The sequence below is a fragment of the Roseibium sp. genome (assembly GCF_048260565.1).
GTDB lineage: Bacteria > Pseudomonadota > Alphaproteobacteria > Rhizobiales > Stappiaceae > Roseibium.
This window is the reverse complement of sequence record NZ_JBLXGP010000013.1, coordinates 18,017-44,145: the sequence shown is the minus strand read 5'-3', so window position 1 is coordinate 44,145 and position 26,129 is coordinate 18,017. Positions and strand designations below refer to the sequence as shown.

Here is a 26,129-nt window from a genome sequence, read left to right as displayed (position 1 = left end):
GTTCCTACAGCTCGTACAGCACCTGGGCGGCGCGCACCGCCGCCGAGGCGCGGTTCTCGACGCCGAGCTTCTGGTAGATCTGCTCCAGATGCTTGTTTACCGTGCGCGGGGACAGGCCGAGGATCTCACCGATATCCCGGTTCGCCTTGCCCTTGGCGATCCACAGAAGGACATCCGCCTCGCGGGCGGTCAGGCCGAAATGTTCCTGCAGCACGTCGGTCTGGTTCGGATGATCGCTGGTCGTCATCCGGAACAGGTATTCGTCCGGTCCTACGGAACCGAGATACTGCATTTGCAGGTTCAGTTCGCCGCCCGGATTGAGTGAAAACGGATCGAGACGGGCCGACGAGGCGCTTTCCTCCCGACCGAGCCACGCACCCAGCGCGCCGGCAATCTCCTTCAATAAAGCGTCACCGCTCGGCGTGGTGCCGATGAGCTGATGCGTTTGCGGCGTCGACCAGTGCAGGTCGCCCGCGCGGGACACCGCGAGCAGGTGCCGGCCGGCCGCATCGAGGGCAATCCTTGCGCTTTGCACCGAGCGGGAATTGGCCAGATGAACCCGGATGCGCGCCTGCAGCTCGTCGATGTTGATCGGCTTGGTCAGAAAATCGACCCCACCGGATTCCAGCGCATGGACGATATGTTCGGTCTCGCTCAGGCCGGTCATGAAAATCACCGGCACATGCTGAAGATGGGCCTTGGCCTTGATCTGTTCGCAGGTCTCAAACCCGGAGAGACCGGGCATGATGGCATCCATCAGAATCATGTCCGGCGTCACCCGGTCGGCAACGGACAAGGCCGCGGCCCCGCTGGTGGCGACCAGAACGGTCACGCCGGCATTTTCCAGGGCTTGGGTCAGAAAGCCCAGGGTTTCAGGAGAATCGTCAACGACCAGGACAATGTCGCGCTGCTTTTCAGTCATCGGCGGCAAGTCCTTCCAGGACTTTGGTGTAGCTGTCGAAATCGAACTGTTTCAGGTGTCCGCGCAGGGCGGTGACCAGCGGGCCGTTTTCCGGATTATCGGATAGCGCGGCAAGCTTGGCCTCGATTCCATGGATATAGCCGATTTCGCCCAGACTGATCAGTTCGCGGACATGAATATTTCCGGGATTTATGACCGGGTCGCCGGCAGCATGGCCGTCGGCGTCGGATTTGTCCTTCGCTTCCTCGCCGGTCCAGGTCAGGTCCAGGTGTTTCTGGATCTTGTCCAGAAGCTGGCGCAGGTCGAATGGCTTGGCCAACGTGTCATCATGCCGGCTCGGTCCGTCCGGACGCAGGGACTGATCGCCGATGTTGGCCGACAGCATGATCACCGGCTGGTCCAGGCCGTCTTCGCGCAGGCGTTTGACCAGTTCCCAGCCGTTCATTCCCGGCATCAGGATATCGACCAGGAACAGATCGACCTCTGCTTCACCGACCGCTTCCAGGCACGCCGGCCCGCTTTCCGCTTCCAGAAGCCCGAAACCGAGCGGTTTAAGGATTTCACGGATCAGCGCCCGGTGGTCCGGATTGTCGTCAACAACGGCAATCGTGCGTCGGTCGCCCGCATAGCCCCGGATCCGCTGTTCCGGCGGCCGGACCTTCATCGGCCTCGCCACCTCCGCAAGCATCAACCGGACTTCGAAGTTACTTCCCCTTCCGGGCTCGCTGGATAGTGCAATCGCGCCGCCAAGGGTTTCGGCAAGGAGCTTGGTGATCGTGAGCCCCAGCCCCAGCCCCGGCGTCCGCTTGATTTTCTCGTCCTCGCTGCGGCCGAAGGGCTCGAAGATCTTGGTCTGCTCGGAAAGCGGTATGCCCGGACCGGTGTCGGTGACGGTAAAAGTCGCGACCTGGGACCGGTAACCGACGTCGAAGCGGACCTTGCCCGTATCGGTGAACTTGATCGCATTGGACAGGAGGTTCACCAGGATCTGGCGCAGGCGTTTTTCATCGGTACGCACATAGACCGGAAGGTTCTTCGCCCTGGTAAACTCGAAGCCGAGCCCCTTTGCCACCGCCTGCATCTTGAACATGTCCACGATCTGATCGAGAAACTCGTGGATATTGACCTCGTTGGAATAGACCTGCAGGCGCCCGGCCTCGATCCGGGAAATGTCGAGCAGTCCGTCGATCAGGCCGGAGAGATGTTCCGCGCTCCGGCGGATGGTGCTGACATTGGCCTTGCGGCTTTCCGGCAAGGCGTCGTCGCGTTCCAGCACCTGGGCATAGCCCAGCACCGCGTTGAGCGGCGTGCGCAATTCGTGGGACAGGCCGACCACGTAGCGGCTCTTGGCAAGGTTCGCGGCTTCCGCGTCTTCCTTCGCCTTCTGAAGGGCCGCGTCGGTGACCCGGTGGGCGTCGATTTCCTTCTGCAGGAGCGCGTTCTGGCGTGCCGACTCCTCTTCCGCGACACGCCTTGTGTCATGCGCGAGCACCAGGAACCAGGTGGAGATCCCGGCCGCCACGGCAAACACGAAAAAGATCAGCGCCACGGTCTGGCCGATGATTCCGGCCGACTCCGGAAACCGCTCCGCGGCCTGATTGTAGATGACCCAGAGCACGAAACCGATGGCCGTAATCGAGGGCACCACGGTCAGGGCATAACGGCCAAGGCGGGTGTTCAGATGGGCGATCGCCCGCTCGGACAGAAACTTCGAGGCAACGACGCCGACCTGGTGATTGATCCGTGCCTTCGGTTTGCACAGGTCATGGCAGCGGGCATCGAGCGAACAGCACAGCGAGCAGATCGGCGCCTGGTAGGCCGGGCAATAGGCCATGTCTTCCGGCTCGAACGGGTTTTCGCAGATCGAACAGGCGATCGTATCGGCATTCTGCCAGCTCTTGCGGGGCTTGCGCGCAAGATAGAAGCGTCCCTTTGTCAGGGCCGCGATTGCCGGCACCGCAACGAAGGCTACGCCCATGGCAATGAACGTGGAAAGAGCCGCTGCTTCCTTGCCGAAATAGCCGTAATAGGCGACCAGGGACAGGACGGCGGCAAGCACCATCCCGCCGGTACCTACCGGATTGATGTCAAACAGATGCGCGCGTTTGAACTCGATGCCGGGCGGCGACAGGCCGAGCGGCTTGTTGATAAAAAGGTCGGCGGAAATGGCGCTGAGCCAGGCCATCGCGATGATGGAAAAGACCCCCAGCGTTTCTTCCAGGAGCTTGTAGATACCGAGCTCCATCAGAAGCAGGGCAATACCGACATTGAACACCAGCCAGACCACCCGCCCCGGATGGCTGTGGGTCAAACGGGAAAAGAAATTCGACCAGGCGAGCGACCCGGCGTAGGCATTCATGACGTTGATCTTGAGCTGGGAGACGACCACGAAGGCGACCATCAGCAGCATCGCCAGTTGGTCGGACGGGATCATGTAGCCGAAGGCGACCGCATACATGCGCGCAGGTTCGTCCGCGTGCTCCACCGGTACCCCCGCCGAGAGCACGAGAACGGCAAGGAAGGAACCGGCCAGCATTTTCGGCGCGCCGAGCACGACCCAACCGGGCCCGGCAAGAAACAGGGCCAACTTGTGCCGCTTGCGGGCAAAATCCTGCGCCGGCAGGAAACGCAGAAAATCGACCTGCTCCCCGATCTGCGCCATCAGCGCCAGAATGACCGCTGTCGCCGCGCCGAAGCTGATCAAGTTGAGGTCGGAAAATCCGGGTCCGGCCGCCTTGGTTACCCCGGTCGCATGATCGACCCCGCCGAAGCCGAACCACGCACCCACCGCCTGCCAGTCAGAGAAGGCGATGACGATGAACGGCAGGATATTGAGCACGATCCAGAAGGGCTGGGTGATCAACTGGAACCGACTGATCAGGGTGATGCCGTGGGTGACGAGCGGGATCACCGCCACCGCCGAAATGATGTAGCCGATCCATAGCGGCACCCCGAACGCGTAGTCCAAAGCACCGGACATGATCGAGGCTTCTATGGCGAACAGGATGAAGGTGAAGCTGGCGTAGATCAGCGACGTGATCGTCGAACCGATATAGCCGAAACCGGCTCCGCGGGTGAGCAGGTCGATATCGACCCCGTAGCGCATGGCATAACGGCTGATCGGTATTCCGATGAACAGAAGGACGATGCTACCGACCAGGATCGCGACGAAGGCATTTACCGTTCCATAGGACAGCGTGATCGCACCGCCAATCGCCTCGAGCGCCAGAAAGGATATCGCCCCGATCGCCGTTTGCGAAATCCGGCGCGAGGAGAACCGGCGCGCGCTTTTGGCCGTGAAGCGCAGCGCATAGTCCTCCAGGGTCTGATTGTTGACCCACTGATTGTACTGACGCCGGACAGGGATGATGCGTTGGCGTGCGGCCATGTGGGACTTTCGGCACCTTTGAAACGGTTTTGATCGACGACACGAGGTCTGCGGAACCGCCTGTTCAATGCAAGAAAAGGGCCATGGACAACCGCTAAAGGATTGGGAAACCGATCCCGATAAGCTTCAGGAAAGTTGAATATTAGATGATATCGCCTGTCAGCCGGCTATCAGGACCCCTTTGCTAGTTTCCCTGTCAGCGCCGGGGGACGGAGGCGCAACACAGAAAATGATCAGCGAAAGGGATCGGAAAATGAAAAAGACACTGACAGCACTCGCAACGATTTTTGTTCTCAGCCATGCATCTGCTGCAATGGCCTGGAGCCTCAGCGATGCGATCAAAGGAGACTTCTCCGGAGCCAGCACAAACTCCGCCCGGGATGATAACGACAATTCGGTCAGCGGCACCCACGACAACGATGAGCGCGCGGGCCATGACGCAAACGACGACAATGGCGCCAGCAGTCACGACGGCAACGGGCACGACAGCGGCGAGCACGACAGCTCCGACGGTGGAGACTCAGACAGCGGCAGTGATGACGGCGGCAACGGCGGTAGTGATCACGACGGCGGTAGCGACCACGATGGCGGCGGCGATAGCGACGGTGGCGATAGCGACGGTGGCGACAGCGATGGTGGCGACAGCGATGGTGGTGACGGCGATGGTGGTGACGGCGATGGTGGTGACGGCGGCGATCACGATTGACCGGAAAGCCCTGAGACTTTGACGCCATCCTTGAAGCAGCCGGTCTCCGAAAAGACCGGCTGCCGATTCCGCAATCGGCCGGAGTACCGAACTTGCGTTTCGGCCCCCCCCCCGACCAGAACACCCCTCTCATGAAATAAAGAATGCAGTTCGCGCGCCAGCAGGAAATATCTGCCTAATTATTATTCAATTGCCTAATTTGAAATCAAAAACAGTGCGGATGCGTCTGATTGGCGTATCCTCTATGGCCTCCGCGTCCAGTCGGATGCCGTTTTTCTATACATTGTAAAATCTCGGGAGGCCGGACGCTTGCGCATTTTGCGCAAAAGGCGCAGCCGGCTACGTCATTCGACGTATGTTGCGCTGCGGCAACTCCCCCCACGATCCATCTCCGACGGCGGCTAGTCGGCCTGCCGCAGTGCTTCCACAGGGATCACACAGAGGGGAACATCATGAAAACCAAATTGACAGGCCTGGCGCTCGCCGGGTTGATGGCGTCCACCATGTTCAGCGGCGCTTATGCGGCAGACGACACGATCAAGGTCGGCATCCTGCATTCGCTTTCCGGCACCATGGCCATTTCCGAGACCACGCTGAAAGACGCCATGCTGATGCTCATCGACGAGCAGAACAAGAAGGGCGGCCTGCTCGGCAAGCAACTCGAAGCCGTCGTCGTCGATCCGGCTTCCGACTGGCCGCTGTTCGCCGAAAAGGCGCGCGAGCTGGTCGAAGTCAACAAGGTTTCCGCCGTGTTCGGCTGCTGGACCTCCGTGTCGCGCAAGTCCGTCCTGCCGGTGTTCGAAGAACTGAACTCGCTGCTGTTCTACCCGGTCCAGTACGAAGGCGAAGAATCCCAGCGCAACGTGTTCTACACGGGTGCTGCTCCGAACCAGCAGGCCATTCCGGCCGTTGATTACCTGATGGAAAACGAAGGCGTCGAGCGCTGGGTTCTGGCCGGTACCGACTACGTCTATCCGCGCACGACCAACAAGATCCTCGAAGCCTATCTGAAGGCCAAGGGAGTCGCTGAAGAAGACATCATGATCAACTACACGCCGTTCGGTCATTCCGACTGGCAGACGATCGTGTCCGACATCAAGACCTTCGGCTCCGCAGGCAAGAAGACCGCAGTGGTCTCCACCATCAACGGCGACGCCAACGTCCCGTTCTACAAGGAACTCGGCAACCAGGGCATCAAGGCCGAAGACATCCCGGTCGTCGCCTTCTCCGTGGGTGAAGAAGAACTCGCCGGTCTCGACACCGGTCCGCTCGTCGGCCACTTGGCAGCCTGGAACTACTTCCAGTCCGCCGACACCGACGCCAACGCCCAGTTCATCGATACCTGGCACGCGTTCATCAAGGACGACAAGCGCGTCACCAACGACCCGATGGAAGCCCACTACATCGGCTTCAACATGTGGGTGAAGGCCGTTGAGAAGGCCGGCTCCACCGATCCGGACGCGGTCATCGACGCCATCGTCGGCGTATCCGTGCCGAACCTGACCGGCGGCTACTCGGCCATGATGCCGAACCACCACATCACCAAGCCGGTTCTGATCGGCGAGATCCAGGACGACGGCCAGTTCGAAACCGTGTGGGAAACCTCCGGCCTGGTCGCCGGCGATGCATGGTCCGATTACCTTGAAGGTTCCAAGGACCTGATCGCCGATTGGCGCGCCCCGCTGTCGTGCGGCAACTTCAACACCGCCACCGGCAAGTGCGGCGGTTCCGGCTCCTAATTCCCGGCAAACGAATGGAGGCGGGCCGGTCTGGCCCGCCTCCTGCTTCTCTTCCCGACAGCCTATCGGGGAAAACAGACAGACAAACGCGGTGGACCATGTCCTTTTTCAGATCGTTTGCCCAGCTCAGATCGCTTGCCCTTGTCGTCGGACTGCTCCTTCTCTCGCTTAACACCGGATCCAATCCGGCATCGGCGCAGGACGATACCGAAAGCCTGCGGCCGCTCATCAATGCGCTCGCGGACGGCAAATACAAGGAAACCGAGAAGCAGATCAGTGATCTGGCCGCGACGGGGAACCCGGTGGTTGCCCCGGCTCTGGAAGCTCTCTCAGATGGCGATCTCTATTTCAGGAAATCCGACAAACAGGTTTTCATCACCAAAAAGTCCGGCAAGGGCTACGCGCTGACCGACCCGCTCACACTTGAAAGCGCGGGCGAAGCGGGCAAACGCGAAGTCAGCAAGATCAAGGTCAACAACAGTCTGCGCCGGGTCATCCGGTCGGCGCTCGGATCCCTGACGCTGATGGCTGCGGACCCCAACGTCCGCAAGGCGGCGGCGGAAGCTGTGTTCAAGGCGAAGGATCCCGACGCCATCGAAAGTCTCGATATCGCTATTGAAAAGGAGACGAATGATGAAGTCCGTATGGTCATGGAACAGGCCCGGGCCGCGGCCGTTCTTAATTCCGACCGCAGTGACGGTGAAAAACTCGAAGCCGTCCAAGTCCTGAGCGACATGGGCAACAGGGATGCCCTGTCCCTGTTGATCGGTATTCGCGACAGCTCAAAGGGAGAGCTGCAGACAGCGGCTGCAACCGCCGTCAAACGGATCGAGAAATCACTGGCGCTCTGGGACAATGCCCAGAACATCTGGTACGGCCTGTCGCTCGGCTCCGTGCTGCTCTTGGCCGCCATCGGCCTGGCCATCACCTTCGGCGTCATGGGCGTCATCAACATGGCCCATGGCGAAATGGTCATGATCGGCGCCTATGTCACCTTCGTGGTGCAGGAGATGATCCGCACCTCCGCGCCCGGCCTGTTCGACTACTCGCTTCTGATCGCGCTTCCCCTCGCCTTCCTCGTTTCCGGAGCCATCGGCGTCGGTATCGAGCGGGGCATCATCCGCTGGCTCTACGGCCGCCCGCTGGAAACGCTGCTGGCCACCTGGGGCCTTTCGCTGATCCTGCAGCAGGCGGTGCGTTCCCTGTTCGGCCCGACCAACCGGGAGGTCGGCAACCCGGACTGGATGTCCGGCGCCTTCGAAGTCGGCCAGATGACGATCACCTATAACCGCATGTGGATCATCGTATTCGCGCTCGCCGTATTCGTCGGCCTGATGCTGGTCCTCAAGAAAACGCCCTTCGGCCTCTATACGCGCGCCGTCACCCAGAACCGGCGCATGGCCGCCTCCATGGGCATCCGCACGCCCTGGATCGACGCGCTGACCTTCGGCCTCGGCTCGGGCATTGCCGGGATCGCCGGCGTGGCCCTGTCCCAGATCGACAACGTGTCGCCGAACCTCGGACAGGGCTACATCATCGACAGTTTCATGGTCGTGGTCTTCGGCGGGGTCGGAAATCTCTGGGGCACTCTGGTCGGCGCCATGACGCTCGGGGTCGTCAACAAGTTCCTTGAGCCTTATGCCGGGGCCGTTCTCGGCAAGATCTTCGTGCTCGTCTTCATCATCCTCTTTATCCAGAAACGTCCAAGGGGCCTGTTCGCCCTCAAGGGCCGGGCAGTCGAAGCATGATGACATCGTTTCTCTTCAGGGCCCTGGACGCCAGGGCCGGTCTGTTCCTGATCATCCTTCTGGTACTGACCGTCGCGATCCCGGCATCGAACCTTCTGCTGCCGGAAACCAGCCCGCTGCATGTTCCGACCTACGCGGTCACGCTCATGGGCAAGTACCTGACCTACGCGCTGCTCGCCCTGTCGGTCGATCTGGTCTGGGGCTACTGCGGCATTCTCTCGCTCGGCCACGGCGCCTTCTTCGCCCTCGGCGGCTATGCCATGGGCATGTACCTGATGCGCCAGATCGGCACCCGCGGCGTCTACGGCGACCCGATCCTGCCGGACTTCATGGTGTTCCTGAACTGGAAGGAACTGCCCTGGTACTGGTACGGCTTCGACATGTTCCCCGTCGCGGCGATCATGGTGCTCATCGTGCCGGGCCTGCTCGCCTTCGTCTTCGGCTGGTTCGCCTTCCGCTCACGGGTGACCGGGGTGTATCTGTCGATCATCACCCAGGCGCTGACCTATGCGCTGCTGCTCGCCTTCTTCCGCAACGACATGGGCTTCGGGGGCAACAACGGCCTGACCGACTTCAAGGACATTCTCGGGTTCGACGTTCAGGCGGACAGCACCCGGGCAGGCCTGTTCATCGCGTCGGGACTTGCGCTTGCCCTGTGTTTCCTGCTGTGCCGCGCCCTGACCCGGTCCAAGCTCGGCAAGGTGCTGGTCGCGGTGCGCGACGCGGAAAGCCGTACGCGTTTCCTCGGCTACCGGGTGGAACACTACAAGCTGTTTGTCTGGACCATTTCGGCCATGATGGCCGGCATCGCCGGTGCGCTCTACGTGCCCCAGGTCGGGATCATCAATCCGGGCGAATTCTCGCCGGCCAACTCCATCGAAGTGGTGATCTGGGTCGCCGTCGGCGGACGCGGGACCCTGATCGGCCCGATCATCGGCGCTATCCTGGTCAATTTCGCCAAGACATGGTTCACCGGCGCCCTTCCGGATATCTGGCTGTTCGCCCTGGGCGGACTGTTCCTCGGCGTGACCCTGTTCCTGCCCAAAGGCATCGTCGGCACCGTCTCGCAGGGCTGGAGCGCGATCCGTCAGCGGACTGCGTCGGCTGCCTATGAGGCCGGGTCGGACGAACCGCCGAACCTGCCGCCCAACAGCCCCGCGGCGGCTTCCAACGTCTCCCACCGCAAGGCGCCCACGGACGCCTCGCCCCAACCTGCGGAGTGACACCATGAGCCGCCAGACCAGCCTGCTTTATCTCGATGGCGTGTCGGTGTCCTTCGACGGCTTCAAGGCACTGAACGAATTGTCCCTGGTCATTGCTCCGGGGGAAATGCGCGCCATCATTGGCCCGAACGGTGCCGGCAAGACCACGATGATGGACGTCATCACCGGCAAGACCCGCCCCGATAGCGGCGACATCTTTTTCAACGGCGTGGTCGACCTGACCGGCGAGGACGAAGCGGCCATCGCGGAACTTGGCATCGGCCGGAAGTTCCAGAAGCCGACCGTCTTCGAAAGCCACACGGTCTGGGACAATCTGGAACTGGCCCTGAAGGCCCCGCGCGGACCGTTCGCCACCCTGTTTCACGTCATCACCGGCGGCGAGAAGAAGCGCATTGAGGACCTGCTGGAACTGATCCGGCTCGGCGACAAGCGGAGCGAACTGGCGGCCAATCTCTCCCACGGCCAGAAGCAATGGCTGGAGATCGGCATGCTGCTCGCCCAGGATCCGAAACTCCTGCTCGTGGACGAGCCGGCGGCCGGCATGACCGATGCCGAAACGGCGGAAACCGCCGAACTTCTGAAAGACATTGCCCGGACCCACTCCGTCGTCGTCGTGGAACATGACATGACCTTCGTGCGCTCCCTCGGGGTCAAGGTCACCGTGCTCCACGAAGGCTCGGTTCTGGCCGAGGGGTCGCTCGATCATGTCTCCGCCGACGAGCGGGTCGTGGAAGTCTATCTGGGCCGGTGAGGAAAACCCATGCTGAGCGTTGAAAACATCGATCTCCACTATGGCGCGGCGCAGGCCCTGAAAGGCGTCTCGCTCAAGGCCGAGGTCGGCAAGGTCACCTGCCTCATGGGCCGAAACGGCGTCGGCAAGACCTCGACCCTGCGCGCGGTCGTCGGCCAGCACCCGGTCAGCTCCGGCAAGATCCTGTGGAACGGCGAAGACGTGTCGCGGCTCGCGCCCCACGCCCGGGCCAAGCGCGGTATCGCCATCGTGCCGCAGGGCCGCGAAATCTTTCCGTTGCTCTCGGTGAAGGAAAACCTGGAAACCGGCTATGCCTGCGTGCCCCGCAAGGACCGCAGGATCCCGGAGACCATCTTCGAACTGTTTCCGGTTCTCAAATCCATGCTTTCGCGCCGGGGCGGCGACCTTTCCGGCGGCCAGCAGCAGCAATTGGCCATTGCCCGGGCGCTGATCACCCGGCCGAAGCTCCTGGTGCTCGACGAACCGACCGAAGGCATTCAGCCCTCGATCATCAAGGACATCGGCCGGGCCATCGAATGGCTCCGCGAACAGGGCGAAATGGCCATCGTCCTCGTGGAGCAGTATTTCGAATTCGCCCGCGACCTTGCGGATGATTTCGCCGTCATGGATCGGGGCGAAATCGTCATGGCCGGCGCACGTGCCGATCTCGACGAGACGCAGGTGCGCCAGCATCTGACGGTCTGAATCCCATACGCCTGCGGCCAAAAGGACGCAGGGCTTTCGGCAGCGGGATTCAGTTGATAGGGTCCGGGGCATCGCCCTCCCCTATCCGCTCGAGACGCTCCATGACCGAACCGCTTTCCCCTTCCGAAATCGACCGCATCAAACAGGCCGTCGAGGCCAATTTCGAGACGCAGGTTTCCTTTCTCCAGGATCTCGTTCGGACCGCCTCGCTCAGGGGCGAGGAAGCCGAAGTCCAGACGATGGTCGCCAGGGCACTCGTCGACCGGCGCTACGATGTCGAACGCTTCGGCGTCGACCCGCAGGCGGTAGACGAACATCCGGCCTATTCCCCGGCAACCATCGATTACGCGGATACATTCAACGTGTCGGGCATGAAGATGCCGAAGGCGCAAAAGGGCAAGTCCTTGATCCTGAACGCCCACACGGATGTGGTGCCGACCGCCGACCCGTCCGCCTGGACCTATCCGCCGTTTTCCGCCACCCGCGACGGTGACTGGCTCTACGGCCGCGGCGCCGGCGACATGAAAGCCGGTCTGGTCGCCAATATCTTTGCCGTCGATGCGATCGAAGCGGCCGGCTTCCGGCTGACCGCTCCGCTGCAGATCCAGTCTGTGGTGGATGAAGAAACCACCGGCAACGGGGCTGCTGCCGCCATTCATCGCGGCTACACGGCCGATGCCGTGCTCATCCCCGAACCCACGGACGAGCAGCTCGTCTTCGCCAATTCTGGCGTGATCAAGTTCAAGATCACCACCCGGGGCGTGCCCGCCCATCCGCGCGATCCGGACTCCGGCCTCAGCGCCATAGACGCCGCCATTCAACTCATCGCTCATCTGAAAGGCCTGGAGAAGAAATGGAACGAGGAACGGCATAAACATCCCGGCTTTGAAAAGCTGAGGAACCCGGCAAGCCTGAACGTCGGCACCATTTCCGGTGGCGAATGGCCGTCTTCGGTTCCCTTCGCCTGCGTCTTTGAAGGCCGTATCGGCTTCTTTCCCGGCGAGGATCCGTGGGAACGGGCCAAGGAAGTCGAAGACAGCATTGGTGCCCTCCTGGCCGAAGACGCCCGTCTTGCCCGCTCTGCACCTGTGGTGGAATGGGTCGGCACGATGCAGGCAGGTTATCGCCTGGCCGACACCTCGCCGGCGGAAGAAGCCCTCCGGACGGCCCACGGCCTGGTGCACAACGATGCCCTTGGCCGATACATCATGGCCTGCTATCTGGACGCCACACTGTTTGCCAATCACGCAGGCATACCGGCCCTGACCTACGGCCCCATCGCGGAAAACATTCATGGCATCGATGAGCGGGTGAACCTGTCGTCCCTCAAGCGGGTCACGGAAACCATCGCGCTGTTTACGGCCGGCTGGTGCGGCATAGAGCCCGCGTGACCCTTTGCGCCGTCGCATCGCCGTTGGCGAATTGGGATTGAAGCGGACGGGTGTTATGGAAACGAAAGTTTTTCATGCTACTGCAATCGAAAGCTGCTCGCTGAGCCGCCTTACTAAAATCTGGACCATCCGGCGAGTGATCGCTGTTTCTACTGAAGACTGGAATACAAAATGCGCGTTGCAATGATCGGAACCGGCTATGTCGGCCTCGTATCCGGCGCCTGCTTTGCCGATTTCGGCCATGTGGTCACCTGCATCGACAAGGATGCGAGAAAGATCGACGCCCTGAACAACGGTGAGATCCCGATCTACGAACCGGGCCTGAAGGATCTGGTGGCCAAGAACGAAAAAGAGGAGCGGCTCTTTTTCACCACAGACGCCAAGGAGGCCGTGCGCACGGCGGATGCGGTCTTCATTGCCGTGGGCACGCCCGCACGGCGCGGCGACGGCTATGCCGACCTGACCTATGTCTACGAGGCGGCCCGGGAAATCGCCGGTCTGATCGAAGGCTTCACGGTGATCGTCACCAAGTCGACCGTACCGGTCGGCACCGGAGACGAAGTGGAGGCGATTATCCGGGAAACCAACCCGAATGCGAAGTTCGCGGTCGTCTCCAATCCGGAATTTCTGCGCGAAGGCGCGGCCATCAGCGACTTCAAGCGACCGGACCGGGTCGTTGTCGGCACCGACAGCGAGGAAGCCGCCAAGGTCATGCACGAGCTGTACCGGCCTCTCTACCTCAACGAGACGCCGATCGTGGTGACCCAACGCCGGACGTCGGAACTGATCAAATACGCCGCGAACGCCTTTCTGGCGGTCAAGATCACGTTCATCAACGAGATTGCCGACCTTTGCGAAAACGTCGGCGCCAATGTCCAGGAGGTCTCCCGCGCGATCGGTCTCGACAACCGGATCGGCGGCAAGTTCCTGCACGCCGGCCCCGGCTACGGCGGCTCCTGCTTTCCCAAGGATACCCTGGCCCTGTCCAGAACCGGTCAGGACGCGGGAGCGGCGCTGAAAATCGTCAATGCGGTCATCGAGGTAAACGATGCGCGCAAGAAGAAGATGGCCGACAAGGTCATCGACTTCCTGGGCGGCGACGTGGCCGGCAAATCCATCGCGCTCCTGGGCCTCGCTTTCAAGCCCAACACCGACGACATGCGCGACGCGCCGTCGATCGACATCGTCGCCAAACTGCGGCAGGCCGGTGCGACCGTCCGGGCCTACGACCCGGCCAGCATGAAGGAAGCCGCCCACGTGATGCAGGACGTTGTTTTCTGCGATGGTCCGTACCACGCCATCGAAAATGCCGACGCGCTGGTGATCGTCACGGAATGGGATCAGTTCCGCGCGCTTGATCTGGACCGGATCAAGACGACGATGAAATCGCCGAACATCATCGATCTGCGCAATATCTATGAAACCGATGACATGCGCGAACGCGGATTCAACTACACAAGCGTGGGCCGCGCTTATTAGAATGAGGTTGTATACTGACGACATCAACTCAACTTATAGATGCGCCACGATTTAACCTTTCCGAAAATTCATGTTCCGGACGCCTCCCCGCCACAAGGCGGGGAGGCGTAATTATTTGAATTATTTAGGTTATTAAAATCCTCAGACCGTTAACCCTTTGTAAACCTTTAACTGGCGGCCGGCTGTACGGGACCCTAATTTGAGAAACAGACAACTATTTCTTTTCACATGTATTCATGAGTGTCTGCTGTGTCCCAGGAAGCTGCCCCTTACGAGGTTGAGCCCAAGACGATCAATGCGGAGCCGGACGCCAAGAAACCCGACGTACCGGTAGACCCCGCAACCAGCCTTTCCCCAAAAGCCTTGTCCCGCGGCCGCAGGATCCGCCGTACTCTGGCCGGCCTGTCGCCCGAACCTTCGACGGTCCGCTGGGTCGCCACCGCCTCACAACAGGCTCAGATTTCAGAACCGGATGGCCAATCGGCGAGGACCGTTCAAGGCAGGCCGTCAAAGGCAGGTCATGTCCTCAAACGCTCGGTCGACATCATCGGCGCATCCGCAGGCCTTGTGCTGCTGGCGCCGCTTCTGGCGGCAGCGGCAGTGGCGATCAAGGCAAACAGCCAGGGTCCTGTGGTTTTTCGCCAGAAGCGCCACGGCGCCGACGGAACCACTTTCGAGATCTACAAGTTTCGCACCATGTACATGGAGCATTGCGATTATTCCGGCATCAGGCAAACGGTCGAAGACGATCCGCGCGTCACTCCGGTCGGCCGTTTTCTCCGGCAGAGCAATTTCGACGAACTGCCGCAGCTGATCAACATCCTGCGCGGGGAGATGTCGCTTGTCGGACCGCGGCCGCATGTTCCTGGAATGCTGGCCGCCGGGGTTCCCTACGAAGAACTGGACCCGCGCTACATGCACAGGCACAAGGTCAAACCGGGTCTGACCGGTCTTGCCCAGGTCAACGGCTACCGGGGTGAAACCACCACCCGGCATGCTGCCCTGATGCGGCTCGAATTCGATCTGGCCTATCTGGAGCGGCGGTCCTTCCTGCTGGACATGAAGATCATTTTCAGGACCGCCGTGCAGGAATTCTTCAAGGGAAGCGGCTACTGATCCTGGCCGACCAGCCTCATCAGCCGCATGAAGGCGAGTTCATAGCCTTGAACACCGCATCCCGCGATGACGCCATCGGCACGCAGGGACACATAAGACTTGTGGCGGAAAGGCTCGCGCTTGTGGACATTCGTAATGTGGATTTCGAACACCGGAAAATCGCAGGCGTTCAGGGCATCGAGGATAGCAACGGACGTATGGGTGAACGCCGCCGGATTGATGATCAGTCCGCAGGCGCATTCGCGTGCTTCATGAATCCAGTTGATGAGCTCGTATTCGGCGTTGCTTTGGTGAAACCGCAGTTCGGCGCCGTGTTCGTCCGCAAGGACACGGCAATTTGCCTCCACATCGGCCAGGGTTTCATGGCCGTAGATCGCGGGTTCCCGCTTGCCCAGCAGGTTCAGATTGGGGCCGTTCAGAACATAAACGATTTTCGACACAACAAACCTCCTCCGAAAGAACGGCCGGATGAACGGTGCGCGGCTGGAGACCGATGACCGGACGCGGTGTCCTTTAGACATGAATCGCCCGTTGTTTTCCAGACACAATACTAAGGACGGAACAGGAAAGGACCTTTCGCCTAACCGATGCTGGCGTTCTGGTCAGCCTCCGAACCGCCCGGTTGCTGCCCGCCCTGCCAGATCTTCTGGCGGTTGCGGATCTCACGCGGTGCCGGGCCGAAATAGGTGGAGGTCTTGATGAAATCGCGCGGATGCAGGATCACGCTCGACACCCGCTGATACAGCGCCTTGGCGGAGATCGGCTTGGACAGCAGTTCGTGCACGCCCAGACGGCGCGCTTCGACGATCCGGCTGCGCTCGGTATGGGCGGTCACCATGATGATGGGAATATAGGCGAACGGATTATTGGGGCTGCGGATCATGCGCACCATGTCCGCCCCGTCCAGGATCGGCATGACCCAGTCAAGGATCAGGATATCCGGATTGGCACGGTCCATCGCTTCCAGGCCCGATGCGCCATCTTCAGCTTCGACAATGCGCCGGGCGCCGAAGCCCTGCAACATGGTCCGCAAGATGGTGCGCATATAGGCACTGTCTTCAACCAGCAAAAATGTCAGCGAGGCAAGGTCGAGGCTCACCTTTTTTCTCCAGTTTCTACCGGCAAGCTGACACAAAAGTCTGAAAAGAGGGTTAGTGAACCGAATTCGCGGAAAAAAGGCCCATCTGCTCCATAGACTACCTTCGCGGCTGATATTCAATCCTCCGGCATGGCGGTGAGAATAGCGCCCACGCCCCAACCAGCGCAGTAATTGGTAAACGCGCCTGATCGACAATGTTAATGGAAACTTACTTTACCTTGCGGTAACATTGACAATAATTCATATTGCGCTGCCACCGCTCTTAACCCGCTTTTTATAGGTGCGGTGTAATTTTTGACACGCTGGGGTGTAAGTTCAACCTCTCATTTGTCGGCAGGTGTATAGATGTCAAGCAGACAAATTCCGAAAGGTCCGGATAAGCCGCTACCCTTCGTACAGCCCCCTCGTACGGTCGGCGCCTATATGCCGCTGAGGGCAAACTTCCTTTTGCTGTCAGGCATCGCGCTGGTGCTGATAGCGGCCTCGATGATTATCGGAACCGTGTTCGGCTGAGAAAACGGGCCGCTACGCCCGCCGGTTCCGTCTACAAACCGTTTCGGTTTTCCGAGTGCGGACGCTCTTCTTCGGGCAGGTCGCCATCATCGAGAATGCGCCACTTCGCCCCTTCCAGATCGTCATATTGACCGGTCTTCAGGCTCCACAAAAATGCGCCTAATCCGAGGAGACCAAGGAAAAGCGCGATCGGAATCAGATAGATCAGAACGTCCATTCGATTTTCCCTGTTATTCCGCCCTATTGTCCGGAAGCTTTTCGCCCCAGCGAAGTCTGAGCGCATTTGCCGTCACGGCGATGGAGGAAGCCGACATGGCGACGGCTGCCATTAGCGGCGTGACGAAGCCGGCGACGGCCACAGGCACAGCAATGACATTGTAGAGAGCTGAAATCCAGAGGTTCTGCTCGATCGCCCGACGCGCCTTTTTCGAAATCCGAAGGGTATTTGCGACCGGGGCCAGGCGATCTCCCAGAAAGACGGCATCCGCGGCCGTCTGGCTCAGATGAACGGCCGATACGGGCGACAGGGACACATAGGCGCCGGCGAGCGCCGGAGCATCGTTGAGACCGTCTCCCACCATCAGCACCGTGCGCCCGGCGGCTTTCAATTCTTCCAAACGGGCAATCTTGTCGCCAGGGCGCACTTCCGCCTGCCAGTGTTCGATACCGAGCTCTTCCGCGGCCGCCCTCACCGCGTCCTGACGGTCACCGGAAAGGATCTCCAGCAGATAGCCCTGTGCCTTCAGGGCGGCGACGGTTTCGACAGCATCCGGTCGCAGTTTCTGACTGATCGGCAACAGCCTGGGCGGCTGGCTTCCCCAGCGGACAGCCAGCAGCGAGACACCCGGATGCTGCGTCAGCACCTTGCGCACCTCGTCATCCCCAACACCGCAAAACGCCGGACTGCCCAGGCGCAGCGCCTCGCCGTCCACCTCCGTTTCAACGCCGGCCCCGGCCGTCTCCGTCACATGATCGAAAGGCACCAGTGCTCCGCTCGCCTGCACCAGCGCCATGGAGAGCGGATGACGACTCGACAGCGCCAGGCGCCCGGCCAGATGCAGCAGGTCGTCCTGCGCAGATCCGATATCCAGAAGCCGGGGTTCGGCGGAAGTAAGCGTACCGGTTTTGTCGAAGACGATCGTGTCCGCATCCGCCAGCCGTTCGATCGCATCGCCGGCATTCAGCAACACACCGGAACGGAACAATTGTCCGGAAGCCACCACCTGAACAGCGGGAACGGCCAGCCCGAGCGCGCACGGGCAGGTAATGATGAGCACGGAGATGGCGATCACCAGGGACGGCTGCCAGCCGAAACCCGCCAGCCACCAGCCGAGGAAGGTCAGCGCCGCGGCTCCATGCACCAGGGGCGCGTAAAGCCGGGCCGCCCTGTCGGCAATACGGACATAGGTCGATTTGGCCTGCGCCGCCGCCTCCAGAAGACGATTGACTTCGTCAAGCAACGTGGCGCCGGAGGCCGCCCTCACGCGAACCTTCAGCGTCCCCTCACCGTTCAGGGTCCCGGCATAGACGTCGGCCCCTTTTCGGACGGGCATCAGAATGCTTTCGCCGGTCACCAGGCTCTGGTCGATTTCCGACACGCCTTCTTCGACAACGCCGTCGACCGGGACCCGTTCACCGGCCGTTACCAGGACGAGATCGTCAGGCTGCACCTTGGACAGGGGAATTTCGCGAACGCTCCCGTCCGCGCCGATCCGGGCTGCGACTTCCGCCTTGAGGGCGGCAATGTTTTCGGCAAAGGAGCGGGTCTTGCCGCGCATGTTGTGGTCGAGGTAGCGGCCGACCAGCAGAAAGAACAGGAGCATCACGGCCGACTCGAAATAGACCTCGTGCTGATGCTGCATGGTCTGGACGACGGACAGGATGACGGCCAGAAGCACCCCGATCACGATAGGCACGTCCATGTTCATCCGCCCCGCCTTGAGCGCGGCGATCGCGCTCCTGAAAAACGGCCTGCCCGAATAGGCAATCGTCGGCAGGGCGATCAGGGCCGAGATCCAGTGAAAGAAGTCCCGTGTTTCCGGGGTGATATCCGTCACGTTTCCCGCCCAGACGGAAACGGACAGGAGCATGATGTTCATGCCCGCGAAACCGGCGACCGCAAGCGCGCGCAGCAATTCCTTGCCATGCCGGTCCAACCGTTCCCGCTGACTTGCCGGGTCGAACGGATGTGCCTTGTAGCCGAGCCGGGACAGGGCCGCGACAATATCGTCGGCGCCGGTTTCCTCGCGGACCCAGTCGACGGCAAGTCTCTGATTGGTCAGGTTGACCCGGGCTTTCCGGATGCCCGGCAAGCGGGAAAGCCCGCGTTCGATTTCGCCCATGCAGGCGGCACAGGTGATGCCCTCAACGGCGAGGTCCATGTGGACCGCGCCGTCCTCCGCCGGTGTTACAAAGGCATCCCAATCGCGCATATGGATACTCACCAGCGCCTCGCCGCGATCTTGATGTCAGTCCTTGAGGAACAGGCGGTTTTCGGAACGGAACACCTGCTCTTCACCGCTTCTGGCCTCAAGAACCAGATACCAGCTGCCGGCCGGCACCTCCGAAAGATCGGCACTGTATCGGCCGGCCCCCTGATCCTCCAGCATGACGGAAATTCTGCCGTCATGCGTCGGGTGCTGCAGGGTTGCGGAAAAGGCGAGACCGGTGAGCGGAGTCTTCGCCCGGTCAAGGGCAGTGACCTCCAGATGAGCTCCGGCTTCCGATGTCCTGGACAAGCCGGCATCGACCTCCCAGCCTCGTGCGGCCTGCTCCCTGGCAGTCGCTATTGACTGGTTGTAGGCCTGGCTCGCCGTGTAGGCGCTGTCCACCGTAACGCCAGGGAAGGAGGATTCGGCAAGCCAGACGAGGACGCCGTTGGCGGCGAAGATAACGCCGAAAAAGCCGAACAGCCAAAAGAGCATCGTCTTCCCGGTAAACGTCTTCGGCTGTTGCATGCCGGATCCTGTCGTCATTTCACTCTCCTGAAATGCGCTTCCTAAGGCGCCTTGAAGTAGTCTTGCGCGGTCACGACCTCACCCATAACCGATTCCGTCAGACGGAACGTCACGGGCGTGCTCGCAGGCATCTTAACACCTGGGGGCGACGTGACCAGAATACGCACTTCTCGCGTGGTGTCCGGATCGACCTCGATGATCGGACGGTCCGCGAAGACCGCTTCGATACCGACGGCTTCCACCTTCGTGCCTGCGGGCATGCCTTCGACATGCAGCATGAAATGGCGCGCGTGGGAGCGTTTGTTCAGCAGGCGCACGGTATATCCGTTGCGCACCGATCCGTCCGACTGAGTGACATAGATCGGGTTGCGGTCGTGCAGGACATTGATGCCGGCAAAATCGCGGGTCAGCAGCGCGAACAGCATGATCGCGCTGACGAGGGCGATAATGGCCGCGTAGACCACCGTCCGCACGCGGACGATTTCGTAGACCGAATCCTTGCCATCGATCCGGCGCTGAATGTTCTCGTCCGTGTCGTAGGCGATCAGGCCGGTCGGCTTGCCGATCTTGGTCATGACGTTGTCGCAGGCATCGATACACAGGCCGCACTGGATACAGTCGAGCTGCAAACCCTTGCGGATGTCCACGCCCGTCGGACAGACGTATTCGCACTGGTGGCAATCGATACAATCGCCGGCGGGAAGCCCCTTTAGGGCCAGTGCGTTGTTCTGCTTGAGAGACCCGCGCGGCTCGCCCCTGTCCCACCGATAGGTGACATTCAGGGCCTTTTCATCCGTCAGTGCAGCCTGAATCCGCGGCCAGGGACACATGTAGATGCAGACCTGTTCGCGCATATAGCCGGCAAGCAGATAGGTCGTGGCCGTCAGGATGCCGATCCACAGATAGGCGCTCCAGGGCGCCTGGAACGTCGCCAGATCGTAGACGAGGGTCGGTGCGTCGGCGAAATAAAGCACCCAGGCACCACCGGTCCACCAGGCAATCATCAGCCAGAAGAAGTGCTTGACGACCCGGCGGACGACCTTGTTGACCGACCAGGGCGCATTATCAAGCGCAATCCGCTCGCGCCGGTCGCCTTCCACCTTGCGCTCAACCCAGAGAAACAGATCCGTCCAGACGGTCTGCGGGCACAGATAGCCGCACCACACGCGTCCGGCGACCGCGTTCATCAAAAACAGGCCCAACGCGGCAAGAATGAGGAGGCCAGTGAGGTAGTAAACCTCCTGCGGCCAGATCTCGATAAAGAAGAAGTACGCGCGACGCGCTTCCAGATCGATCAGAAGCGCCTGTCCCGGCGCATCCGGTCCGCGGTCATAGCGGACGAAGGGGAGGAAATAGTACAACCCAAGGGTAATGAAGAGGATCACCCACTTGATCGTGCGGAACTTGCCGTGCACGGCCATGGGGAAGATTTTTTTCGCTGAGGCGAACCATTCGTCCGGCTGCTCAGCATTGGCAGCTTCGGTCTCGGCAGTCATGCCGTCCGTCCTTCTTGTTCCGGACCCCGCCCCAAAGGGATCCTCGCATCCTCCGGGCCGGTTTACCGCCGGCCCGGCTCTCTCATTTGATTTGAGTATAATCCGGCGCGGGACAGTGTCCTTTGCGCCGGATCAAAATCGGCTCCAAAAGCCGTCGTCTTACTGGCCGCCCCCGAAGGAGTGGACGTAGACTGCGAGCGACTTGATCGTCGCCGGGCTCAGGCGGTCCACCCAGGCCGGCATGACGCCGTGACGGGGTGCATTGACCTGTGCCTTGATGTCATCGAGCGACTTGCCATAGAGGTAGTTCGCAGACATCAGGCTCGGTGCCCCGGTTTCCTGGATACCTTTCAGGTCCTCACCGTGGCAGGCCGCGCAATTGTCCATGAAGACGGTTTCGCCAGCGGCCAGATCAACCCCTGCTTCCGGCTCGAGACCAACCTTGGAGGCGACGAAGTTCGCCACCTGATCGATCTCTTCCTTCGTCAGCAGTTCATCCCTGCCATAGGCGGGCATTTCCGCGAAACGAGCCTCATCGTGGCCGGAACGGATACCGTAGAGCAGCGTGGTCTGGATGTCGTCCAGCGTTCCGCCCCAGATCCAGGAGTCGTCCTGCAGGTTCGGATACCCGGCCGCCCCCGTGCCGCCGGAACCGTGACACGGCGCGCAGTTGTCGCCGAAGGCCGCCTGACCGTTTGCCGAGGCGAACTCCAGCAGAGCCGGTGTGCTCAGGATCTCGTCGAATGACGCGTTCACGAGCTGATCGCCAAGGTGAGATCGGTCGGCGATCGCCTTGTCATAGCTGGCAATCGCATCGGCCCGCTGGCTGTCGCCTAACACGCCCTGGGTATAGCCGGAAATGAGCGGCCAGGACGGGTACACCACCCAGTAGCCGATCGCCCACACGATACACGCGTAGAAGACATACAGCCACCATTTCGGCAGTGGGTTGTTGAGTTCCTTCAGGCCGTCCCACTCGTGACCGGTGGTTTCGACGCCTGAGATTTCATCGATTTCCTTTTGATGGATATCGGCCATGGATCAGTCCTCCCGAAACGGGATCTGGGCGGCATCGTCGAAGGTCTTGCGATTCTTCGGCCAGAGTGCATAGGCGAGCACGATACCAAACAGGATCATGAAGTAGATAAGGCCCCACGTTTGTGCAAAGGCCGCGACTGCGGTGTATGTCTCGTCCATTGCCTTACCTCAGGTTTGCCTTGTCGTCGTAGATCGAGAAGTCGACCAGAGTGCCGAGCATCTGGAGATAGGCGACAATCGCGTCCATCTCAGTGACTTCGTCCGGATTGCCGTCGAAGTCGCGCACAATGGCCGTCGGATAGCGTTCCAGGAATGCATCAGACGCGTCCGTATCCGGAGTTGCCTGGGCAAGAATATCCTGGCCAGCCGCACCGATCTGATCTTCGGTGTAGGGAACGCCGATGATCTTGTTGGTCTTCAGGTGCCCCTCGATGTCGCGCGTGTTCAGCTTGGTTTCCTTCAGGAAGGGATAACCGGGCATGATCGACGCGGGAACGACCGAGCGGGGATCGATCAGGTGACCGACGTGCCAGTCATCGGAGTACTTGCCGCCGACGCGGGCGAGATCCGGCCCGGTCCGCTTGGATCCCCACTGGAACGGATGGTCGTACATCGACTCCGCTGCAAGGGAGAAATGGCCGTAACGCTCCAGTTCGTCACGCATCGGACGCACCATCTGCGAGTGGCAGAGATAGCACCCTTCGCGGATGTAGATGTTACGACCGGCCAGTTCAAGCGGCGTATAAGGCCGCATCCCTTCGGTCTTTTCGATCGTGCTCTTCAGGTAGAAGAGCGGTGCGATCTCGACCAGGCCACCGATGGCAACCATCAGAAGAATGCCGAGAAGGAGGATGATCGAGTTCTTTTCAAGGATTTGGTGTTTAGCCCATACAGACATTTCGTGTCCTCCCCCTTATTCGGCCGCAGCCAGGGAGCCCGCAGCGGCGGCTTCGGCTTCTTCAGCCTCGCCGTGGCGCACGGTCATCCAGAGATTGTAGGCCATGATCAGGGCGCCGACCACGAACAGGGCACCGCCGAGAGCACGGATGATGTAGAAGGGGTGCATCGCCTCAACGGTTTCGATGAAGGAATACTCCAGGAAACCGAGCTTGTCGTACGCACGCCACATCAGGCCCTGCATGATCCCGGACACCCACATGGAGCAGATGTAGAGAACGATGCCGATCGTCGAGAGCCAGAAGTGCCAGTCCACCAGCTTCAGCGAGTAGAGGCCCCGCTTGTTCCACAGCCACGGGACGAGGCAGTAGAGCGCGCCGAAGGAGATGTATCCCACCCAGCCGAGCGCACCGGAATGAACGTGACCGATGGTCCAGTCCGTGTAGTGCGACAGGGAGTTGACCGAGCGGAGCGACATCAGCGGACCTTCGAAGGTGGACATGCCGTAGAAAGCGACGGACACCACCATCATGCGCAGGACCGGGTCCGTGCGGAGCTTGTCCCAGGCGCCCGAAAGCGTCATCAGGCCGTTGATCATACCGCCCCAGGAAGGCATCCACAGGATGATGGAGAAGGTCGCACCCAGGGTCGACGCCCACTGCGGCAGAGCCGTGTAATGCAGGTGGTGAGGACCGGCCCAGATGTAGATGAAGATCAGAGCCCAGAAGTGCACGATCGACAGCCGGTACGAATAGACCGGTCGGTCAGCGCGCTTGGGAACGAAGTAGTACATGATCGCCAGGAAGCCCGCGGTCAGGAAGAAGCCCACCGCGTTGTGGCCGTACCACCACTGCACCATGGCATCCTGCACACCGGACCAGACGATGTACGACTTGGTGCCGAACACCGAGACCGGAACGGTCGCGTTGTTGACGAGATGCAGCATCGCGATGGTGACGATGAAGGCGAGATAGAACCAGTTCGCCACATAAATGTGGGGTTCCTTGCGCTTCCATAGCGTGCCGAGGAACAGGAACAGGTAAGCGACCCAGACGATGGTCAGCCAAAGGTCGGCATACCATTCCGGTTCCGCGTATTCCTTGGATTCCGTCACACCCAGCAGATAGCCGGTTCCGGCGATCACGATGAAAACGTTGTAGCCGATCATAACGAACCACGGCAGGATCTTGCCCGGCATGCGCGCCCGGCTGGTCCGCTGAACCACATACATGGAGGTGGCCAGCAGCACGTTACCGCCGAAGGCGAAGATCACCGCTGACGTGTGCAGGGGCCGCATGCGACCGAAATTCGTCCAGGGAAGGTCGAAATTCAGGACCGGAAAGGCCAATTGCGACGCGATGATGAGACCGACCAGGAACCCGGCGATGCCCCAGAACATGGCAGCCACGGCGCCGAATTTGACCGGCCCCATGTTGTAGTTCGGTTTACCGTCGATTTCCTGCGGGATCGGCATCCCATCGTTATCGAAGTAACTTTTGAAGATGACGAACACGCTGACCGCGGCAACCAGTGCCCCCAGTCCGGTGTGAAACGCCATCACTTGATCGTATGTCTTGCCTGCTATGATCAGGCAAGCGAATGCCAACGCTACGAGGAAGGCCGCAAAGAAGCCTTCTTCCAGCGAAATGAATCTGGCCTTTGTCTGTGCCATATTTCGCGCCCCAGTCTTTAAAATCGTTACAGAGTGCCAACGATGGCCCGACCATGCGCACGGCGGGTCCATTCTGACGTTGATTCAAATCAAGAATGATTGAAACCCGCCAAGAAAGATCGCCGACATGATGCCGCTGGGTCAATTGGACCCTGCGACAATAAGACTGGATAAGTCGGCCAGGGGCTTTCGAAAATCTCAGTTTTGCCCGCTTTTGGACTCATTTGAGATCCGGCCGAGCAGAAGGCCTGTGATAAAAGGTAGCAGCAAAACCATCGAGATATACCGCGCGAGCTGATGCGCCGCGACGAACGCCGGATCGAGGTTGAGCATGAAGGACAGCAGGGTCATCACCTCCAGTCCGCCGGGCGCGTAAGCCAGCAACAACTGGCCGAAGGGCAACCCTACAAGAACGGAAGCGAACCAGGCCATCGCGAGGGAAACAAAAAGCCCGACGACGATTGCTCCCAAAGACGCCTTGAGCATGCCCAAGAACATGCCGAATGTCGTCGATGTGAACCGGCTGCCGATGAAGCATCCCAACCCGATATAGCAGGGCACCAGGATCCATTGGGGCAGCGCGACCGGCATGACCCCGGTCACATTGATTGCCGAACTCATGAAAAAGGCGCCGGTCAGCCACCCCCCGGGCACACGCAGGCGCACGGCCAGGAAGCTCGCGGCCACACAGGCAATGAGAAGAATGCCGCCCTCTACCCACCCCGGGAACACCGCCGGAACTGCCGATTGCGACCCGTGAGACGCCGTGGACGTAATGACCAGCGGCAGAACCGCAACGAGAATCACCAGACGCACCGTTTGCGAGGCAGCAATACGCGCCTGATCCGCCCTGCGTTCGGCGGCAATCGCCATGACGAAGGAAAGAGCGCCGGGGATGGCGCCCAGAAAGGCCGATTCGCGATCCCAATGGGCGAATCGATACAAAAAGACGTAAGTCGCACCGGTGACCAGTACGAGCGTCACCGCCAGCAGCGCCATCGTTACGGGCCACTGGGCGATGCGGTCGACCACGTCCGGCCCGACGCCTCCTCCCATGGAGAGCCCGAGGATGACAAAGAAACCGTCTCGCATCCGGTTCGGCAGTTCCACAGGCACCCGTGCCAGCGCGGCGGCGGCAACGAAAATCATCGCACCGGCCAGCCAGGAGGCCGGCAGCCCGGCCGCATGGAACAGCGTTCCGCCGAGAGCCCCGATCGCAAATGTCAGCCCGGTCTGGCGCAGTGCCGGGGCCACCGGCATTTTCTCACTCAACGAAGGATCCCTTTCCG

22 protein-coding genes are annotated in these 26,129 nt (G+C 60.8%); 9 read left to right on the top strand and 13 right to left on the bottom strand.

Annotated elements, in window-relative coordinates; translation table 11 throughout:
• Positions 1 to 4: 4 nt before the first annotated feature.
• Together ACN0SO_RS21690 and ACN0SO_RS21685 are read right to left on the bottom strand one after the other, a co-directional pair.
• Entirely contained in the window at positions 5 to 922 is a 918-nt protein-coding gene (locus tag ACN0SO_RS21690; protein WP_417681019.1) for a response regulator, read from the bottom strand.
• Entirely contained in the window at positions 915 to 4,310 is a 3,396-nt protein-coding gene (locus tag ACN0SO_RS21685) for an ATP-binding protein (RefSeq protein WP_417681017.1), read from the bottom strand. The genes ACN0SO_RS21690 and ACN0SO_RS21685 overlap by 8 nt, the downstream gene beginning before the upstream one ends.
• 253 nt (positions 4,311 to 4,563) lie before the next feature.
• Here ACN0SO_RS21685 and ACN0SO_RS21680 point away from each other — a divergent pair, with 253 nt between their 5' ends.
• The 9 genes from ACN0SO_RS21680 to ACN0SO_RS21640 all read left to right on the top strand — a co-directional run bounded on the left by ACN0SO_RS21680 (position 4,564) and on the right by ACN0SO_RS21640 (position 15,168).
• Positions 4,564 to 5,016: a hypothetical protein gene (locus ACN0SO_RS21680; protein ID WP_417681015.1), complete on the top strand. Its 453-nt coding sequence runs from the start codon at positions 4,564 to 4,566 to the stop codon at positions 5,014 to 5,016.
• Between the two features lie 452 nt (positions 5,017 to 5,468).
• On the top strand, positions 5,469 to 6,755 hold the full coding sequence (gene urtA / locus ACN0SO_RS21675) for an urea ABC transporter substrate-binding protein (protein ID WP_417681013.1): 1,287 nt from the start codon (positions 5,469 to 5,471) through the stop codon (positions 6,753 to 6,755).
• Between the two features lie 98 nt (positions 6,756 to 6,853).
• Positions 6,854 to 8,503 carry an urea ABC transporter permease subunit UrtB gene (gene urtB, locus ACN0SO_RS21670; RefSeq protein ID WP_417681011.1) on the top strand — a complete coding sequence of 550 codons (1,650 nt, stop codon included), beginning with the start codon at positions 6,854 to 6,856 and terminating at the stop codon, positions 8,501 to 8,503.
• Positions 8,500 to 9,726, top strand: coding sequence for an urea ABC transporter permease subunit UrtC (gene urtC / locus ACN0SO_RS21665; protein ID WP_417681009.1), 1,227 nt, complete (start codon positions 8,500 to 8,502; stop codon positions 9,724 to 9,726). The genes urtB and urtC overlap by 4 nt, the downstream gene beginning before the upstream one ends.
• 4 nt (positions 9,727 to 9,730) lie before the next feature.
• On the top strand, positions 9,731 to 10,477 hold the full coding sequence (gene urtD / locus ACN0SO_RS21660; RefSeq protein WP_417681008.1) for an urea ABC transporter ATP-binding protein UrtD: 747 nt from the start codon (positions 9,731 to 9,733) through the stop codon (positions 10,475 to 10,477).
• Positions 10,478 to 10,486: 9 nt separating this feature from the next.
• Positions 10,487 to 11,182 carry an urea ABC transporter ATP-binding subunit UrtE gene (gene urtE / locus ACN0SO_RS21655; RefSeq protein WP_417681006.1) on the top strand — a complete coding sequence of 232 codons (696 nt, stop codon included), beginning with the start codon at positions 10,487 to 10,489 and terminating at the stop codon, positions 11,180 to 11,182.
• Positions 11,183 to 11,283: 101 nt separating this feature from the next.
• A complete protein-coding gene (locus ACN0SO_RS21650) occupies positions 11,284 to 12,573 on the top strand; it encodes an ArgE/DapE family deacylase (protein ID WP_417681004.1) in 1,290 nt (429 codons plus the stop codon).
• Between the two features lie 171 nt (positions 12,574 to 12,744).
• Positions 12,745 to 14,052 (top strand): UDP-glucose dehydrogenase family protein, encoded by a 1,308-nt coding sequence (locus ACN0SO_RS21645; RefSeq protein WP_417681002.1) that lies wholly within the window; start codon positions 12,745 to 12,747, stop codon positions 14,050 to 14,052.
• Between the two features lie 249 nt (positions 14,053 to 14,301).
• Positions 14,302 to 15,168, top strand: a complete 867-nt coding sequence (locus tag ACN0SO_RS21640) for a sugar transferase (RefSeq protein ID WP_417681000.1) — start codon at positions 14,302 to 14,304, stop codon at positions 15,166 to 15,168.
• Here ACN0SO_RS21640 and aroQ read toward each other — a convergent pair.
• From aroQ to ACN0SO_RS21585, 11 genes are all read right to left on the bottom strand, one after another.
• Complete coding sequence (gene aroQ / locus ACN0SO_RS21635; RefSeq protein WP_417680998.1) at positions 15,162 to 15,608, bottom strand: type II 3-dehydroquinate dehydratase; 447 nt, start codon at positions 15,606 to 15,608, stop codon at positions 15,162 to 15,164. The genes ACN0SO_RS21640 and aroQ overlap by 7 nt on opposite strands.
• Before the next feature lie 140 nt (positions 15,609 to 15,748).
• Positions 15,749 to 16,267 carry a response regulator gene (locus ACN0SO_RS21630; RefSeq protein WP_417680996.1) on the bottom strand — a complete coding sequence of 173 codons (519 nt, stop codon included), beginning with the start codon at positions 16,265 to 16,267 and terminating at the stop codon, positions 15,749 to 15,751.
• Between the two features lie 544 nt (positions 16,268 to 16,811).
• Positions 16,812 to 16,997, bottom strand: a complete 186-nt coding sequence (gene ccoS / locus ACN0SO_RS21625) for a cbb3-type cytochrome oxidase assembly protein CcoS (protein ID WP_417680994.1) — start codon at positions 16,995 to 16,997, stop codon at positions 16,812 to 16,814.
• Between the two features lie 13 nt (positions 16,998 to 17,010).
• Entirely contained in the window at positions 17,011 to 19,224 is a 2,214-nt protein-coding gene (locus ACN0SO_RS21620; protein ID WP_417680992.1) for a cation-translocating P-type ATPase, read from the bottom strand.
• 24 nt (positions 19,225 to 19,248) lie between these two features.
• The gene (locus tag ACN0SO_RS21615) at positions 19,249 to 19,755 is read right to left on the bottom strand and encodes a FixH family protein (RefSeq protein ID WP_417680990.1); all 507 of its coding nucleotides are present in this window, start codon (positions 19,753 to 19,755) and stop codon (positions 19,249 to 19,251) included.
• Between the two features lie 23 nt (positions 19,756 to 19,778).
• Entirely contained in the window at positions 19,779 to 21,233 is a 1,455-nt protein-coding gene (gene ccoG, locus ACN0SO_RS21610) for a cytochrome c oxidase accessory protein CcoG (RefSeq protein WP_417680988.1), read from the bottom strand.
• A gap of 159 nt (positions 21,234 to 21,392) precedes the next feature.
• On the bottom strand, positions 21,393 to 22,271 hold the full coding sequence (gene ccoP / locus ACN0SO_RS21605; protein ID WP_417680986.1) for a cytochrome-c oxidase, cbb3-type subunit III: 879 nt from the start codon (positions 22,269 to 22,271) through the stop codon (positions 21,393 to 21,395).
• Positions 22,272 to 22,274: 3 nt separating this feature from the next.
• Positions 22,275 to 22,430, bottom strand: coding sequence for a cbb3-type cytochrome c oxidase subunit 3 (locus ACN0SO_RS21600; RefSeq protein WP_346899265.1), 156 nt, complete (start codon positions 22,428 to 22,430; stop codon positions 22,275 to 22,277).
• Positions 22,431 to 22,434: 4 nt separating this feature from the next.
• Positions 22,435 to 23,169, bottom strand: a complete 735-nt coding sequence (gene ccoO / locus ACN0SO_RS21595; RefSeq protein WP_417680984.1) for a cytochrome-c oxidase, cbb3-type subunit II — start codon at positions 23,167 to 23,169, stop codon at positions 22,435 to 22,437.
• A gap of 15 nt (positions 23,170 to 23,184) precedes the next feature.
• Positions 23,185 to 24,840, bottom strand: a complete 1,656-nt coding sequence (gene ccoN / locus ACN0SO_RS21590) for a cytochrome-c oxidase, cbb3-type subunit I (protein ID WP_417680982.1) — start codon at positions 24,838 to 24,840, stop codon at positions 23,185 to 23,187.
• 198 nt (positions 24,841 to 25,038) lie between these two features.
• Entirely contained in the window at positions 25,039 to 26,112 is a 1,074-nt protein-coding gene (locus ACN0SO_RS21585; RefSeq protein ID WP_417680980.1) for an AbrB family transcriptional regulator, read from the bottom strand.
• Between the last annotated feature and the right edge of the window lie 17 nt (positions 26,113 to 26,129).